General features: G+C 59.1%; 7 protein-coding genes, 2 tRNA genes and 3 rRNA genes. 1 reads left to right on the plus strand and 11 read right to left on the minus strand.

What is annotated here, in order from left to right; all coding sequences use genetic code 11:
- Positions 1 to 4: 4 nt before the first annotated feature.
- The 5 genes from ACCQ09_RS19785 to ACCQ09_RS19805 are packed head-to-tail and all read right to left on the minus strand — an operon-like array spanning position 5 to position 3,872.
- Positions 5 to 601 (minus strand): cytochrome c oxidase assembly protein, encoded by a 597-nt coding sequence (locus ACCQ09_RS19785; protein WP_014506318.1) that lies wholly within the window; start codon positions 599 to 601, stop codon positions 5 to 7.
- Positions 598 to 771: a hypothetical protein gene (locus ACCQ09_RS19790; RefSeq protein WP_040941962.1), complete on the minus strand. Its 174-nt coding sequence runs from the start codon at positions 769 to 771 to the stop codon at positions 598 to 600. Before ACCQ09_RS19790 ends, ACCQ09_RS19785 begins: the two co-directional genes overlap by 4 nt.
- A complete protein-coding gene (ctaD, locus tag ACCQ09_RS19795; protein WP_011038912.1) occupies positions 752 to 2,356 on the minus strand; it encodes a cytochrome c oxidase subunit I in 1,605 nt (534 codons plus the stop codon). The genes ACCQ09_RS19790 and ctaD overlap by 20 nt, the downstream gene beginning before the upstream one ends.
- A 39-nt stretch (positions 2,357 to 2,395) precedes the next feature.
- Entirely contained in the window at positions 2,396 to 3,379 is a 984-nt protein-coding gene (coxB, locus tag ACCQ09_RS19800) for a cytochrome c oxidase subunit II (protein ID WP_040941963.1), read from the minus strand.
- Positions 3,380 to 3,395: 16 nt separating this feature from the next.
- On the minus strand, positions 3,396 to 3,872 hold the full coding sequence (locus ACCQ09_RS19805) for a DUF2244 domain-containing protein (protein ID WP_014506314.1): 477 nt from the start codon (positions 3,870 to 3,872) through the stop codon (positions 3,396 to 3,398).
- 278 nt (positions 3,873 to 4,150) lie between these two features.
- On the opposite strand from ACCQ09_RS19805, the gene putA reads away from it, so the two are divergent.
- A complete protein-coding gene (putA, locus tag ACCQ09_RS19810) occupies positions 4,151 to 7,351 on the plus strand; it encodes a bifunctional proline dehydrogenase/L-glutamate gamma-semialdehyde dehydrogenase PutA (protein ID WP_228428210.1) in 3,201 nt (1,066 codons plus the stop codon).
- A 1,242-nt stretch (positions 7,352 to 8,593) separates the two neighbouring features.
- On the opposite strand, the gene rrf is transcribed toward putA, so the two are convergent.
- The 6 genes from rrf to tyrS all read right to left on the minus strand — a co-directional run bounded on the left by rrf (position 8,594) and on the right by tyrS (position 15,748).
- Positions 8,594 to 8,708: ribosomal RNA gene (gene rrf / locus ACCQ09_RS19815) — 5S ribosomal RNA — on the minus strand.
- 127 nt (positions 8,709 to 8,835) lie between these two features.
- Positions 8,836 to 11,718: ribosomal RNA gene (locus tag ACCQ09_RS19820) — 23S ribosomal RNA — on the minus strand.
- A 227-nt stretch (positions 11,719 to 11,945) separates the two neighbouring features.
- A tRNA-Ile gene (locus ACCQ09_RS19825) sits at positions 11,946 to 12,022 on the minus strand.
- A 19-nt stretch (positions 12,023 to 12,041) separates the two neighbouring features.
- Positions 12,042 to 12,117, minus strand: a tRNA-Ala gene (locus ACCQ09_RS19830).
- Between the two features lie 94 nt (positions 12,118 to 12,211).
- Positions 12,212 to 13,758, minus strand: a 16S ribosomal RNA gene (locus ACCQ09_RS19835).
- The 16S, 23S and 5S rRNA genes sit together here with 2 tRNA genes alongside, the layout of an rRNA operon.
- A 778-nt stretch (positions 13,759 to 14,536) precedes the next feature.
- Positions 14,537 to 15,748 carry a tyrosine--tRNA ligase gene (tyrS, locus tag ACCQ09_RS19840; protein ID WP_040941965.1) on the minus strand — a complete coding sequence of 404 codons (1,212 nt, stop codon included), beginning with the start codon at positions 15,746 to 15,748 and terminating at the stop codon, positions 14,537 to 14,539.
- Positions 15,749 to 15,815 lie beyond the last annotated feature (67 nt).

Here is a 15,815-nt window from a genome sequence, read left to right on the forward strand (position 1 = left end):
TCGATTACGGCGCGGCACGCGGGGCGCTGGCTGCGCCGCCGCCTTGCAGTTCCGAGGTCAGCGTGTCATTGCGATAGAACGTGTAGGACAAGGTGATGGTGGTCACTTCCGGCGGCAGCGCCGGGTCCACGATGAAGCGCAGCGGCATGTCGCGTGTTTCGCCGGCCTGCAGCGTCTGCGCGGTAAAACAAAAACATTCGGTCTTGTTGAAGTAGCCCGACGCCCGCGACGGTGCCACCGAAGGCACTGCACTGCCTACTACTGCCCGTGCGCTGTCATTGCGCGCGAAATACTGCGCTTCGTTGAGTTCACCGGGCACCACGTCCATGGTCATCTGCTCGGGATGGAAGGTCCACGGCAGTTTCGAATTGACGCCGGCATCGAACTCCACCCGCACCGTGCGCTTGCCGGCCGCCACCGCGCTGGACGCGCCTTCACGGGCACTACCCGGTGCACGCTCCATGCGGATGCCGAATACTTTTTCGCAGGCGATGCGATACAGCGGCACCAGCGAGAACGTCAGCACAAACACACCCAGCACCACGCCCAGCAACTTGAACAAGCCGGCAGTAGGCGTGTGCGTAGGCAGACGCGTACTCACCGGCCAATGACTCCCGAGGCGATGAAGCCGGCATAGATCAGCAGCGCAACGATGCCCACCGTGATGGCGGTACGGCGCACCGCGCGCCGCTGTTGCGCTTGCCGTTCGGCAGCGGAGAGCATGCGTGCCACCGCGGGTGCCGGCGTCGACTCAGTGACCGATGTCTTCATGCGCAAGATCTCCAGGCTTGATCACCGGCGGCACGGTGAAGGTATGCGCCGGAGCGGGCGACGGGACCGTCCACTCCAGTCCCTTGGCCCCTTCCCACGCACGCGCGTCAGCCTTGGCACCACTGCGCAACGAGGCGAACAAGATGCCGGCCATCAGGAACGGGGTGGCGAACATGCCGAATGCGCCGATCGAACTGATCAGATTCCAGTCCGCAAACACCACGTTGTAGTCAGGAATACGCCGCGGCATGCCGGCCAGGCCCAGGAAGTGCTGCGGGAAGAACAACAGGTTGACGAAGATCATCGTCCACCAGAAATGGAACTTGGCCCAGGCCTCGTTGTACATGCGCCCGGTCCACTTGGGCCACCAGTAATACACCGCCGCAATCAGTGCGAACACCGCGCCAGTCACCAGCACGTAATGGAAATGCGCCACCACAAAGTAAGTGTCGTGGTACTGGAAGTCGGCCGGCACAATCGCCAGCATCAGGCCCGAGAAACCACCGATGCTGAAGAGGATCACGAACGCCACCGCCCACAGCATCGGCGATTCGAATGTCAGCGACCCCTTCCACATCGTGCTGACCCAATTGAACACCTTCACCCCGGTCGGGATGGAAATCAGCATCGTGGCGAACATGAAGTAGATTTCGCCACCGAGCGGCATGCCCACGGTGAACATGTGGTGCGCCCACACGATGAAACTCAGGAAGGCGATCGCCGCGATCGCGTAGACCATCGCCTGGTAACCGAACAACGGCTTGCGGCTGAAGGTGGGGATGATTTCGCTGACCACGCCGAATGCCGGCAGGATCATGATGTACACCTCCGGGTGCCCGAAGAACCAGAAGATGTGCTGGTACATCACCGGGTCGCCGCCGCCGGCCGCATTGAAGAAACTGGTGCCGAAAAACTTGTCGGTGAGCAGCATGGTCACCGCGCCGGCCAATACCGGCATCACCGCGATCAGCAGGAAGGCGGTGATCAGCCACGCCCAGCAGAAGATCGGCATCTTCAGCAGGTCGATGCCGGGCGCGCGCATGTTGAGCACCGTGGCGATGATGTTGATCGCGCCCATGATCGAACTGACGCCGGCCACGTGGATCGCAAACACGCTGAAAGCCACGTTGTAACCACCTTGCAGCGAAAGCGGCGGATACAGCGTCCAACCAGCGGCCGGCGCGCCGCCGGGCAGGAACAGCGTCAGCAGCAGCAAGGTGAACGCCGCCGGCAGCAACCAGAACGACCAGTTATTCATGCGCGGCAGCGCCATGTCCGGCGCGCCGATCTGCAGCGGAATCATCCAGTTGGCCAGACCGACGAACGCCGGCATCACCCCGCCGAAGATCATCACCAGCGCGTGCACGGTGGTCATCTGGTTAAAAAATTCGGGTTTGACGAACTGCAACCCGGGCTGCATCAATTCAGCGCGAATCACCACGCTCATCGCCGCACCGATGATGAACATGACGAAGGAAAACAGCAGATACAGCGTGCCGATATCCTTGTGATTGGTCGAGAAGAACCAGCGCTCGACGAAACCGGGCTGGTGGTGTCCGTGGTGATCGACTGCGGTGTGCGCCATGACGGAACGACCTCTGCGAAGCGATGCGGTTGCGTGCGATTAGAGAGCGGCGGACGGTGCGGCAGATGCTGTGCCGGCCGCCGGTGTGGCCTCTGCTGACGGTGCGGCGGCCCCCGGTGCGTCCGCTGGCATCGCCGGTGCTGCAGGTGCTGCAGGTGCTGTAGGCGTTGCAGCGGGTGCTGCGGCCGGCGCGCCTGCCGCGCTACGACGCGATGCGAGCCAACGTTGGAATTCCGCCTTGGGCAGCGCTTCGACCACGATCGGCATGAAGCCATGGTCCTTGCCGCACAACTCGGCGCATTGCCCACGATAGACGCCGGGCTTTTCGATATTGGTCCAGGCTTCGTTGACGATGCCCGGAATGGCATCCTGCTTCCAGCCCAGCGCCGGCACCCACCAGGCGTGGATCACGTCATCGGCGGTGATCACGAAGCGGATTTTAGTATCGACCGGCAGCACCAGCCGGTTGTCCACGTCCAGCAGATAGTGCGGCTGCGACGCGGCGGTAGGGCGTTCGCCACTTTGGCGGATCCGGTCGGATTCACGCGCAAGACGGCTGGTGAACTCGACGCCCTGCCCCAGGTATTCGTACTTCCACATCCACTGATACCCGGTGACCTTGACGGTCATTTCCGACTCGCGGGTGTCGTACATCGCAATCAGTTTGGCGGTCGCCGGCCATGCCATGGCGATCAGCACCAGCACCGGGATCACCGTCCACAGCACCTCGGCCTTGGTGTTGTGACTGAATTGCGCGGCCACCGCGCCCTTGGATTTGCGGAACTTGAAGATCGCATAGCCCATCGCGCCGAACACCAACGCGCCGATGACCACGCACACCCACAACGCCACCATGTGGGCCTCATAGGCCATGCGTGCGGTCTGGGTGACCCCACGGCCCATGTTGAGCTGCCATTCCTTGGGATCGGCTGATTGCGCCCAGGCAACCGGCGCACCTGCAAGCGCCAACACGGCCGAGCCACATTTCATGTACGTCGCGTTCCAGCTGCTGCGTTGCGTCATTGCCTAGACCCTTACGTCATCGGTGACGGCCATTGGCGGCCGCGAGCAAGCGTTTCAGCGTATCTGCCAGTTCCACACGTTCGGCCGGCCCGAGAAAGCTCCCGATCTCGATCTGCCTGCCGCTGCTCACCAGCAACACCCTGTCGTCGCGTTCCGTGCGCAACCGCACCCAGTGCGGATGTGCCTGAAACGCTGGTGGCGCACGCCCGGAAGGAAACACTTCAACTACCGTTTCCCCCACCCGGATCGCTTCTACACGCTCGCCGCTTCGCCACAACTGCCGCAGCGCCAGCGCCACCACACCACTGTGCAACAGGGCGAACACCGGCGCGAACGCATTGCCGGTCCACCACCCCAGGCCTGCAAACAACCACATCGTTCCCGCCAACACCGCAAACAACTGCACGAATTGCCTGGCACTCATTGCCCGCGGAGGCCGTAACCGCACCTGCGTCCCAACCCCTTCGGACATCAACGGCAGTACTTCGATCATGGCAACACGCAGCGGACTGCGGGAATGTCCCGATGGTAGTCCCGGGCGAACGCATGCGGCAAGCGTTTCGCGCGAATCACCAATGCTGCACTGCAACTAAAAACTGCGCGAAAAATCAATCACTTCCCGCCGGCTGGGGTTTTATCGCGGCGCGCGCGTGGGCGATCACCGCGTTGCGCGACGGCATGCACAAAACGGCAGAAAAGCTGCCGCTTCCACACAAGTGCACAGCCGGGCGGGCTCTCTAGAATGAGCGCGGATTCCCAGGCACCTTTCGCATGAACGCCCAGCCAGACACTTTTGCCTCTTCCCACGCCGCGCGCCCGCTGTTGGCGCCCGAACTGCCCGCCGCGCCCGGCGCCTTGCGTGCCGCCATCACCGCTGCCTGGCTCAAGGACGAAACCGAGCACGTCCGTGAATTGCTGGAGCAGGCGCGCTTGCCGGCCGCCGAGCAGGCCAAGGTGCAGGCGCTGGCCGCCGACCTGGTCACCCGGGTGCGCGCACGTGCCCAGGATCAGGGCGCGATCGAAGCCTTCATGCGCCAATACGATCTGGGCAGCGAAGAAGGCGTGCTGCTGATGTGTGTGGCCGAAGCCTTGCTGCGCATTCCCGACCAGGACACCGCCGACAAGCTGATCCGCGACAAGCTGGGCGAGGCGGACTGGAAAAAACACGTGGGTGGCAGCGATTCGGTGCTGGTCAACGCCTCCACCTGGGGCCTGATGCTCACTGGCAAGCTGGTACAGCTCAACGACCTTACCCGCGCCGATGTGCCGGGCGCCTTCAAGCGGCTGATCGGCCGTGTCGGCGAGCCGGTGATCCGTCTGGCCGTGCGCCAGGCGATGAAGATCATGGGCCACCAGTTCGTCATGGGCCGCACGATCGGTGAGGCATTGGCGCGTTCGCGCAAGGGTGACAACGCCAATTACCGCTATTCGTTCGACATGCTCGGCGAAGGCGCGCTCACCATGAAGGATGCGCAGCGCTATCTGCAGGCGTATCGCGATGCCATCCATGCGATTGGCCGCAGTGGCAGCTTCGTCGGCACCGACGTGTTCGCCGCGCCCAGCATTTCGATCAAGTTGTCCGCGCTGTATCCGCGCTACGAACACGCCAAGCGCGCACGCGTGATGGCCGAGCTGGTTCCCGGCGTGCTGGAGCTGGCGCAACTGGCCAAGTCTTACGGCATCGGCTACACCGTCGATGCCGAAGAGGCCGACCGCCTGGAACTGTCGCTGGACATCATCGAAGCCACGTTCTCCGATCCATCGCTGGATGGTTGGGAGGGCTACGGGCTCGCAGTGCAGGCGTATCAGAAGCGCACGCCCTACACGATCGATTTCCTCGCCGATCTGGCGCGTCGCGTTGGCCGCCGCATTCCGGTGCGCCTGGTCAAGGGTGCGTATTGGGACGCAGAGATCAAGCGTGCGCAGATCGACGGCCACCCCGGGTATCCGGTATTTACCCGCAAGCAGAACACCGACGTGTCCTATCTGGCCTGCGCACGCCGCATGTTCGCGCACAGCGACGCGCTGTACCCGATGTTCGCCACCCACAACGCCCAGACCATCGCTGCGGTGCGCGCGATCTCGGCAGGGAAAACCTACGAACACCAGAAACTGCACGGCATGGGCGATGACCTGTATGCCGAGGTGATTCCGGCCGATCGGCTGGGATTGCCGTGCCGGGTGTATGCACCGGTCGGCTCGCACGAAGACCTGTTGCCGTACCTGGTCCGTCGCTTACTGGAAAACGGCGCCAACTCCAGCTTCGTCAATCGCATCACCGACGAAGACGTCGCCATCGAAGACCTGATCCGCGATCCGGTCGAGGCGGTGTCCTCGTTTGCGTCCATCCCGCACCCCAAGATCCCGCTGCCGGCCGACCTGCTGCGCAGCCAGAACCAGAACAGGAAGAATTCCATGGGCGCCAACCTCGCCAACGATAACGATCTGCGGCAGCTGGCCGACCAACTCACCGCCGCAATCAAGCCTTGGAAGGCCGCGCCGCTGGTGCCGGGTGCCGTGATCACCACGCCAAGCGAGGCCGTGTTCAACCCGGCCGACCGCCGCGAGACAGTCGGTCACTGGCAGCCCGCGGACCCGGCCACCGTGCAGAAGGCATTGGCGTCTGCCGCCGCCGCTCAGCCAGCCTGGAATCGCACGCCCGCCGCCAGCCGCGCCACCATCCTCGAACACGCCGCAGACCTGCTCGAGGCCCGCATGCCGGAGTTCATGGCGATCTGCGTCAAGGAAGCAGGCAAGACCCTGCCGGACGCCGTGGCCGAGGTGCGCGAAGCCGTGGACTTCCTTCGCTATTACGCTGCCCAGGCGCGTGCGCAGTTTGGTGCGCCCGAGCGCCTGCCGGGCCCCACCGGCGAATCCAACGAGCTGCAACTGCATGGCCGCGGCGTGTTCGTCTGCATCAGCCCCTGGAACTTTCCGCTGGCGATCTTCCTGGGCCAGGTGGCTGCGGCGCTGGCGGCAGGCAATACCGTCATCGCCAAGCCGGCCGAGCAGACCAACCTGGTGGGCTTTGCGGCGGTCAAACTGTTGCATGAAGCCGGCGTGCCGGAAGCCGCTGTGCAGTTCCTGCCCGGCGATGGCGCCACGGTCGGCGCCGCGTTGACCAACGATCCCCGCGTTGCCGGCGTCGCCTTCACCGGCTCCACCGACACCGCCCGCATCATCAATCGCACGCTCGCCGCGCGTGACGCCGCGATTGGCGTACTGATCGCCGAGACCGGCGGCCAGAATGCCTTCATCGCCGATTCGTCCTCGCTCCCGGAAACCGTAGTCAAGGACGCCATCTCCAGCGCCTTCATCTCTGCTGGTCAGCGCTGCTCCGCAGCCCGCGTGCTGTTCGTGCAGGAGGACATCGCCGACAAGGTCATGAACATGCTCGCCGGCGCGATGGGCGAGCTGAAAATCGGCGACCCGGCCCTGCTCTCCACCGACGTTGGTCCCGTAATCGACGCCGATGCCCTGAAGATCCTGGAAGAACACGCGAGCCGCATGGACAGCGAAGCACGCCTGATCGGCACGACCACGCTGGACAGCGCCACGGCATATGGCAGCTTCTTTGCTCCACGTGCCTACGAACTGAAGTCCCTGGCGCAGCTGCAGCGTGAGATTTTCGGCCCCGTGCTGCACATCATTCGCTGGAAAGCCGACCAGCTGGATGCGGTCATCGATCAGATCAACGCCACCGGCTATGGCCTCACCCTGGGCGTGCATTCGCGGATCGATGAGACCATCGATCGCATCACCTCGCGCGTGGCCGTAGGCAATGTCTACGTCAATCGCAACCAGATCGGCGCTGTGGTCGGCGTGCAGCCGTTCGGTGGCCAGGGATTGTCAGGCACCGGCCCGAAGGCCGGCGGTCCTCACTACCTGCTGCGCTTTGCCACCGAAAAGGTCGTCACCGTGAACACCACCGCAGCCGGCGGCAATGCTTCGCTGCTGACCTTGGGTGACTGATGCTTGGAGTGCGGCACCTTGGTAGCTCTGCGATTAGTCCGTGGGCGTGGCAAGGCAACGCTCCCGAACGATCCTTGCAGGAAGCCTAGATGTAAAGAAGTACGAGTTCCATGACATCCATAACTACTGGGAAAGCCCCAATTGTTATCGCATCACTAGAGTGCAGAAAGTTCGACTGCACATTTTCGCTCGTCGAATTGAGCGCTTGAAGCAAGAAAACCCCGCAGAAGCGGGGTTTTCTCTTGGCGCAACGGATAGGCCCCGCCGAGCGCGAAACGGCTGTGGACCTACGCGCAGCCGATGCATCAGCACATGATTTAAAATTTAGTGCGGCTTAGCAGTGCACCAAACACCGCGATGCAATGCAATTGGCTACCTACCTGCGGGATCTAAGCAGCTTTCGGAATAGCACTGCATCTAGCGAATCTGCACCATACCAACTAGCCAAGCAGCGTCAATTTGCGCTACTCAACCATCTAGACCGCTGGCTGTTGCATAGGCCGAGCGCGCATTCGGATGACTACATCCATCCAGGCCAGCGCCTCGCTGATCGCCAGTACTGATGCTGGATAACGACTTCATTGGTGGCTAGTAATACGACACCACTTCAATAGGGCTTGTGCGCTTGCTTGCAGTGGTGCCGGACGACTGACCAGCCAATTGGACGCGCAGCCGAAACTTACACACGGTGTCGTCTCTGAGCACTTACACGAGCCCCAACCCACTAACGGTGTATCGCCCCGCGCTGGTCTGAGCCTTTGCTCCACCGCTTACGACATCGCTCTTTAAGAAAAGGCTAGCGGCTACTTCATAGCTATACGTTCCACGGCTCTTCCTTGAGGCAACGCAGCAGAAAGCGGTCATTTCAAGATATGCTCAGACATCGCAGTTGCTAGGCGCACCACTCATCTGTGCAGCAGCGTCAGTAAATGCCTATTACCCCGTGCCGAAGAGGCCAATGTTTCACGCATAGCGCTTACGCATAACGCCAGGCTGAGCAGCAAAGCGGACTAAGAAACGGTCGATCCATGCGGCCTCACCACATGCATTCTGTCGCTGGACGCTGCGCACCAATACCAAGACCAACACCTAAAGCAAACGTGTCCAAGCCGAGTCAGCATTAAAGCGCTAGGACCGAGCGCGTCGCCTACGGCCATCTTCTCGCCCATGGATATGTCTTTGGTCAAATTGCAGGCAAAAAGAAACCCTCAGTCCTGTTGGACTGAGGGTTTCGGGTAAAGCCCCTGGCGATGACCTACTCTCGCATGGCTTGAGCCACACTACCATCGGCGCAGCTGCGTTTCACTTCCGAGTTCGGGATGGGATCGGGTGGTTCCACAGCGCTAATTTCACCAGGGAGACGGTTGGAGCGTCGCCATCCAAGAAACGGATTAAGGCGCCCAGTCTCGCATAGTTAACTTGTGACGTAGCTTGCGTTTGCGGATCTACCAACGTTCGTTGGGACCAAGGCAACTTGAGGTTATATGGTCAAGCCGCACGGATCATTAGTATCAGTTAGCTCAATACATTGCTGTACTTACACACCTGACCTATCAACCACATAGTCTATATGGTTCCTTTAGGGGGCTTGTGCCCCGGGAAGTCTCATCTTGAGGCGCGCTTCCCGCTTAGATGCTTTCAGCGGTTATCGCTTCCGAACATAGCTACCCGGCAATGCCACTGGCGTGACAACCGGAACACCAGAGGTTCGTCCACTCCGGTCCTCTCGTACTAGGAGCAGCCCCTCTCAAACTTCCAACGCCCATGGCAGATAGGGACCGAACTGTCTCACGACGTTCTGAACCCAGCTCGCGTACCACTTTAAATGGCGAACAGCCATACCCTTGGGACCGACTACAGCCCCAGGATGTGATGAGCCGACATCGAGGTGCCAAACACCGCCGTCGATATGAACTCTTGGGCGGTATCAGCCTGTTATCCCCGGAGTACCTTTTATCCGTTGAGCGATGGCCCTTCCATACAGAACCACCGGATCACTAAGACCTACTTTCGTACCTGCTTGATCCGTCGATCTTGCAGTCAAGCACGCTTATGCCTTTGCACACAGTGCGCGATGTCCGACCGCGCTGAGCGTACCTTCGTGCTCCTCCGTTACTCTTTAGGAGGAGACCGCCCCAGTCAAACTACCCACCATACACGGTCCCTGATCCGGATAACGGATCTAGGTTAGAACGTCAAGCACGACAGGGTGGTATTTCAAGGTTGGCTCCACTGCAGCTAGCGCCACAGTTTCATAGCCTCCCACCTATCCTACACAGACGAACTCAACGTTCAGTGTAAAGCTATAGTAAAGGTTCACGGGGTCTTTCCGTCTTGCCACGGGAACGCTGCATCTTCACAGCGATTTCAATTTCACTGAGTCTCGGGTGGAGACAGCGCCGCTGTCGTTACGCCATTCGTGCAGGTCGGAACTTACCCGACAAGGAATTTCGCTACCTTAGGACCGTTATAGTTACGGCCGCCGTTTACTGGGGCTTCGATCAAGAGCTTCGCCTTGCGGCTGACCCCATCAATTAACCTTCCAGCACCGGGCAGGCGTCACACCCTATACGTCCACTTTCGTGTTTGCAGAGTGCTGTGTTTTTGATAAACAGTCGCAGCGGCCTGGTTTCTGCGACCCTCTTCAGCTATAGCTCGCATGAGCCACCAAAAAGGGTGCACCTTCTCCCGAAGTTACGGTGCCATGTTGCCTAGTTCCTTCACCCGAGTTCTCTCAAGCGCCTGAGAATTCTCATCCTACCCACCTGTGTCGGTTTACGGTACGGTCTTCGTGAGCTGAAGCTTAGGAGCTTTTCCTGGAAGCGTGGTATCAGTGACTTCGCCATAAAGGCTCGTCTCGGTGCTCGGTCTTAAAGGATCCCGGATTTGCCAAAGATCCAAACCTACCGCCTTTCCCCGGGACAACCAACGCCCGGTACACCTAACCTTCTCCGTCCCTCCATCGCACTCACGCGAGGTGCAGGAATATTAACCTGCTTCCCATCGACTACGGCTTTCGCCCTCGCCTTAGGGACCGACTAACCCTGCGTCGATTAACGTTGCGCAAGGAAACCTTGGGCTTTCGGCGTGCGGGCTTTTCACCCGCATTATCGTTACTCATGTCAGCATTCGCACTTCCGATACCTCCAGCAGACTTCTCAATCCACCTTCGCAGGCTTACGGAACGCTCCTCTACCGCGCATAAAACCGAAGTTTTACGCACCCCAAGCTTCGGTTCACTGCTTAGCCCCGTTAAATCTTCCGCGCAGACCGACTCGACCAGTGAGCTATTACGCTTTCTTTAAAGGGTGGCTGCTTCTAAGCCAACCTCCTGGCTGTCTATGCCTTTCCACATCGTTTTCCACTTAGCAGTGAATTTGGGACCTTAGCTGTGGGTCTGGGTTGTTTCCCTTTTCACGACGGACGTTAGCACCCGCCGTGTGTCTCCCGGATAGTACTTACTGGTATTCGGAGTTTGCAATGGTTTGGTAAGTCGCGATGACCCCCTAGCCATAACAGTGCTCTACCCCCAGTAGTATTCGTCCGAGGCGCTACCTAAATAGCTTTCGAGGAGAACCAGCTATCTCCGGGTTCGATTAGCTTTTCACTCCTAATCACAGCTCATCCCCGTCTTTTGCAACAGACGTGGGTTCGGGCCTCCAGTACCTGTTACGGCACCTTCACCCTGGCCATGACTAGATCACCCGGTTTCGGGTCTACTGCCCGCGACTATGCGCCCTTATCAGACTCGGTTTCCCTTCGCCTCCCCTATACGGTTAAGCTTGCCACGAACAGTAAGTCGCTGACCCATTATACAAAAGGTACGCAGTCACTCTTGCGAGCTCCTACTGCTTGTACGCACACGGTTTCAGGATCTATTTCACTCCCCTCTCCGGGGTTCTTTTCGCCTTTCCCTCACGGTACTGGTTCACTATCGGTCGGTCAGGAGTATTTAGCCTTGGAGGATGGTCCCCCCATATTCAGACAGGGTTTCACGTGCCCCGCCCTACTCGTCTTCACTGGAGTGGCCCTTTTAAATACAGGGCTATCACCTTCTATGGCCAATCTTTCCAGATTGTTTTTCTAAAGCCATTCCAGCTTAAGGGCTGTTCCCCGTTCGCTCGTCACTACTCAGGGAATCTCGGTTGATTTCTTTTCCTCCGGTTACTTAGATATTTCAGTTCACCGGGTTCGCTTCAAGCAGCTATGAATTCACTGCAAGATACTGCCGAAGCAGTGGGTTTCCCCATTCGGATATTGCCGGATCAAAGCTTGTTGCCAGCTCCCCGACACTTTTCGCAGGCTACCACGTCCTTCATCGCCTCTGACCGCCTAGGCATCCACCGTGTGCGCTTATTCGCTTGACCATATAACCCCAAGTTGCCTCGGAGTTACATGCCGTGTTGTGTGGGGTACAAAGCCACCAACGCGAACATACGACTCAATTATTTAGGGACTCGAAGTCCCCGCCTTAGCCTCAACGACACGTTTAGATAGATATCTCAAACGCTCGCTACGTCACAAGTTATAAAAGAACATGTCTCAGCCTCAACGCTGATCCATATAAATTCTTAAGTGTGCACTACATTCAGAGTGGTGGGTCTGGGTAGACTCGAACTACCGACCTCACCCTTATCAGGGGTGCGCTCTAACCACCTGAGCTACAGACCCGAAGTCTTTTCACTCAATATGGTGGAGCCTGTCGGGATCGAACCGACGACCCCCTGCTTGCAAAGCAGGTGCTCTCCCAGCTGAGCTAAGGCCCCAAAAGGGACTTCGCATACCGACCTGTGCCGGTATGAATCTCTGAATGCAGGTAATTTGTGAGGACGCCCGACAGGACGAATGACGTCATGCTCAAAAGGAGGTGATCCAGCCGCACCTTCCGATACGGCTACCTTGTTACGACTTCACCCCAGTCATCGGCCACACCGTGGCAAGCGCCCTCCCGAAGGTTAAGCTACCTGCTTCTGGTGCAACAAACTCCCATGGTGTGACGGGCGGTGTGTACAAGGCCCGGGAACGTATTCACCGCAGCAATGCTGATCTGCGATTACTAGCGATTCCGACTTCATGGAGTCGAGTTGCAGACTCCAATCCGGACTGAGATAGGGTTTCTGGGATTGGCTTACCCTCGCGGGTTTGCAGCCCTCTGTCCCTACCATTGTAGTACGTGTGTAGCCCTGGTCGTAAGGGCCATGATGACTTGACGTCATCCCCACCTTCCTCCGGTTTGTCACCGGCGGTCTCCTTAGAGTTCCCACCATTACGTGCTGGCAACTAAGGACAAGGGTTGCGCTCGTTGCGGGACTTAACCCAACATCTCACGACACGAACTGACGACAGCCATGCAGCACCTGTCTCACGGTTCCCGAAGGCACCAATCCATCTCTGGAAAGTTCCGTGGATGTCAAGACCAGGTAAGGTTCTTCGCGTTGCATCGAATTAAACCACATACTCCACCGCTTGTGCGGGCCCCCGTCAATTCCTTTGAGTTTCAGTCTTGCGACCGTACTCCCCAGGCGGCGAACTTAACGCGTTAGCTTCGATACTGCGTGCCAAATTGCACCCAACATCCAGTTCGCATCGTTTAGGGCGTGGACTACCAGGGTATCTAATCCTGTTTGCTCCCCACGCTTTCGTGCCTCAGTGTCAGTGTTGGTCCAGGTAGCCGCCTTCGCCACGGATGTTCCTCCCGATCTCTACGCATTTCACTGCTACACCGGGAATTCCGCTACCCTCTACCACACTCTAGTGACCCAGTATCCACTGCAATTCCCAGGTTGAGCCCAGGGCTTTCACAACAGACTTAAACCACCACCTACGCACGCTTTACGCCCAGTAATTCCGAGTAACGCTTGCACCCTTCGTATTACCGCGGCTGCTGGCACGAAGTTAGCCGGTGCTTATTCTTTGGGTACCGTCAGAACAATCGGGTATTAACCGAATGCTTTTCTTTCCCAACAAAAGGGCTTTACAACCCGAAGGCCTTCTTCACCCACGCGGCATGGCTGGATCAGGCTTGCGCCCATTGTCCAATATTCCCCACTGCTGCCTCCCGTAGGAGTCTGGACCGTGTCTCAGTTCCAGTGTGGCTGATCATCCTCTCAGACCAGCTACGGATCGTCGCCTTGGTGGGCCTTTACCCCGCCAACTAGCTAATCCGACATCGGCTCATTCAATCGCGCGAAGCCCGAAGGTCCTCCGCTTTCACCCGTAGGTCGTATGCGGTATTAGCGTAAGTTTCCCTACGTTATCCCCCACGAAAGAGTAGATTCCGATGTATTCCTCACCCGTCCGCCACTCGCCACCCATAAGAGCAAGCTCTTACTGTGCTGCCGTTCGACTTGCATGTGTTAGGCCTGCCGCCAGCGTTCACTCTGAGCCAGGATCAAACTCTTCACTTAAAATTACATGTCCGAAGACAAATACTTTAGCTGCAGAAGTTCAACCACTGACAACTTATCGCTTGCAAAGCAATTAATATGTTGCTTTTTGATTAAACGTCTGCAAGATGGACAATCATCCTTCCTGCAGGCGTCCGCACAAATTACCTGCGCACACTGTCAAAGAACATTGGGAAGTGGCCTCAGCGCCGTTCCCGTCAGCTTCGTCGTTTCCGTCGAAGCGAGCCGCCCATTATAGCGGGCTTTTTCTTGCCGTCAACACCTTGTTTCCGAGGTGGTTGACGCTGCTTCGTTTCGACCCGTAGGTTTTCTGCGAAGCGAGCCGGCCATATTAGCAGGCTTTTCATCCTCGTCAACCCCTCGTGAAGAGGAAGTTGCCGTCGCTGCACCTCAATCCGCCGTAGCGTCTTTCCGTGTAGCGAGCCGCCCATCATAGCCGGCTTTTCTGTTTCGTCAACACCCTAATTTCAGGCTGTTTTCGAGCCCTTTGCGCTGGTTCCGCGTCTGCGGGGCCGTTGCGTCGGGGGAGGAGAATTATGGGCCGGTCAAACGCATTTGGGAAGGGGTTTGTGAAAAAAATTTCACTGATCCTTGCCGCGAGCTTGGAAGCGTGCGCGGGCGCACGTTGCTAGCCGCCTGACGCACGTTTCCTATCTATAGAGACTGCCGATTTGATCAATTAGCTCATCAAACGCTGAGGCGCTGACGACGCTCTATATAGATAGCCGCGAGCGGCACAGATCAGTTGCCTGCATCATCCCTGTTCGACCCAGGCAACTCAGCTGGTTACCAAAGCAACGCGGGCAAAGTTGCGCTTGCCCACCTGGATGACGCCCTCAAAGCCGGGGCCGAACTGGCGAGCGAGGTCGTCGACCACTTCGCCGTCGATCTTGACTGCCCGCTCCTTGAGCTTGCGGGTGGCTTCGGAGTTGCTGGGTGTCAGCCCGGCCGCAGTGAGCAAACTAGCGATCCGCAGGCCTTCTGCGGGAACGCTGACCTGCTGGAGCGGCAACACGCTGGTGTCGCCCTGCCCGGTCACTACGGCATGCCAGCCGGCGATGGCCTGCTCGGCAGTGGCTGCATCGTGGAACCGGGTCGCCAGCTCGCGCGCTAGGCGCAGTTTGACGTCGCGCGGATGCAGGTTGCCGGCGGCGACATCTTCTTTAAGACGGGCAGCCTCGGCAACGCTGATGTCGAAGGAGAGCAAGTCGATCCAGCGCCAGGTCAGCGTATCGCCGATCTTCATGGTCTTGGTGACGATGTCGATGGCCGGTTCGTTGATGCCGATGTAGTTGCCCAGGGATTTGGACATCTTGGCGACGCCGTCCAGCCCTTCCAGCAGTGGCATGGTCAGCACGACCTGCGGCGCCTGACCGTAGTGCTCCTGCAGACCGCGCCCCATCAGCAGGTTGAATGTCTGGTCGGTGCCGCCGAGCTCGACGTCCGCCTTGAGGGCCACCGAGTCATAGCCCTGCACCAGCGGATACAGGAATTCGTGGATGGCGATCGGTTGCTGGCCGGCAAAGCGCTTGGCGAAGTCGTCACGCTCGAGCATGCGCGCCACGGTGTGCTGGGCGGACAGCTTGATCATGTCCGCGGCGCTCATCTGGCCGAACCATTCGGAGTTGAAGCGCACCTCGGTCCGCGTGCGATCCAGGATCTTGAAAACCTGCTCTTCGTAGGTCCGTGCATTGGCGAGCACGTCCTCACGGCTGAGCGGCTTGCGGGTGACGTTCTTGCCGCTCGGGTCGCCGATCATTCCGGTGAAGTCGCCGATCAGGAAAATCACCTGGTGCCCCAGCTCCTGGAACTGGCGCATCTTGTTGAGCAACACGGTGTGGCCGAGGTGCAGATCCGGCGCGGTGGGATCAAAGCCAGCCTTCACCCGCAACGGCACACCGGAGGTCAGGCGCGCTTCGAGCTGCTCAAGCTTGAGGATCTCCTCGGCACCGCGGCCAATGAGCGCAAGGGATTCATCGATAGTGGCCAACCACAGACTCCAGCGGCGTTCGCCGTCAACAACATGAATTAAGTTCAACGCAGGTTAATACCGCGCC

The sequence above is a fragment of the Xanthomonas sp. NCPPB 2586 genome, assembly GCF_041475775.2.
Lineage (GTDB): Bacteria > Pseudomonadota > Gammaproteobacteria > Xanthomonadales > Xanthomonadaceae > Xanthomonas > Xanthomonas campestris.

What these genes read in the sequence shown, in the direction of transcription:
- ACCQ09_RS19790 (WP_040941962.1), bottom strand. Translation starts at nt 771, where the DNA reads ATGAAGACATCGGTCACTGAGTCGACGCCGGCACCCGCGGTGGCACGC.
- ctaD (WP_011038912.1), bottom strand. Translation starts at nt 2,356, where the DNA reads ATGGCGCACACCGCAGTCGATCACCACGGACACCACCAGCCCGGTTTC.
- coxB (WP_040941963.1), bottom strand. Translation starts at nt 3,379, where the DNA reads ATGACGCAACGCAGCAGCTGGAACGCGACGTACATGAAATGTGGCTCG.
- ACCQ09_RS19805 (WP_014506314.1), bottom strand. Translation starts at nt 3,872, where the DNA reads ATGATCGAAGTACTGCCGTTGATGTCCGAAGGGGTTGGGACGCAGGTG.
- putA (WP_228428210.1), top strand. Translation starts at nt 4,151, where the DNA reads ATGAACGCCCAGCCAGACACTTTTGCCTCTTCCCACGCCGCGCGCCCG.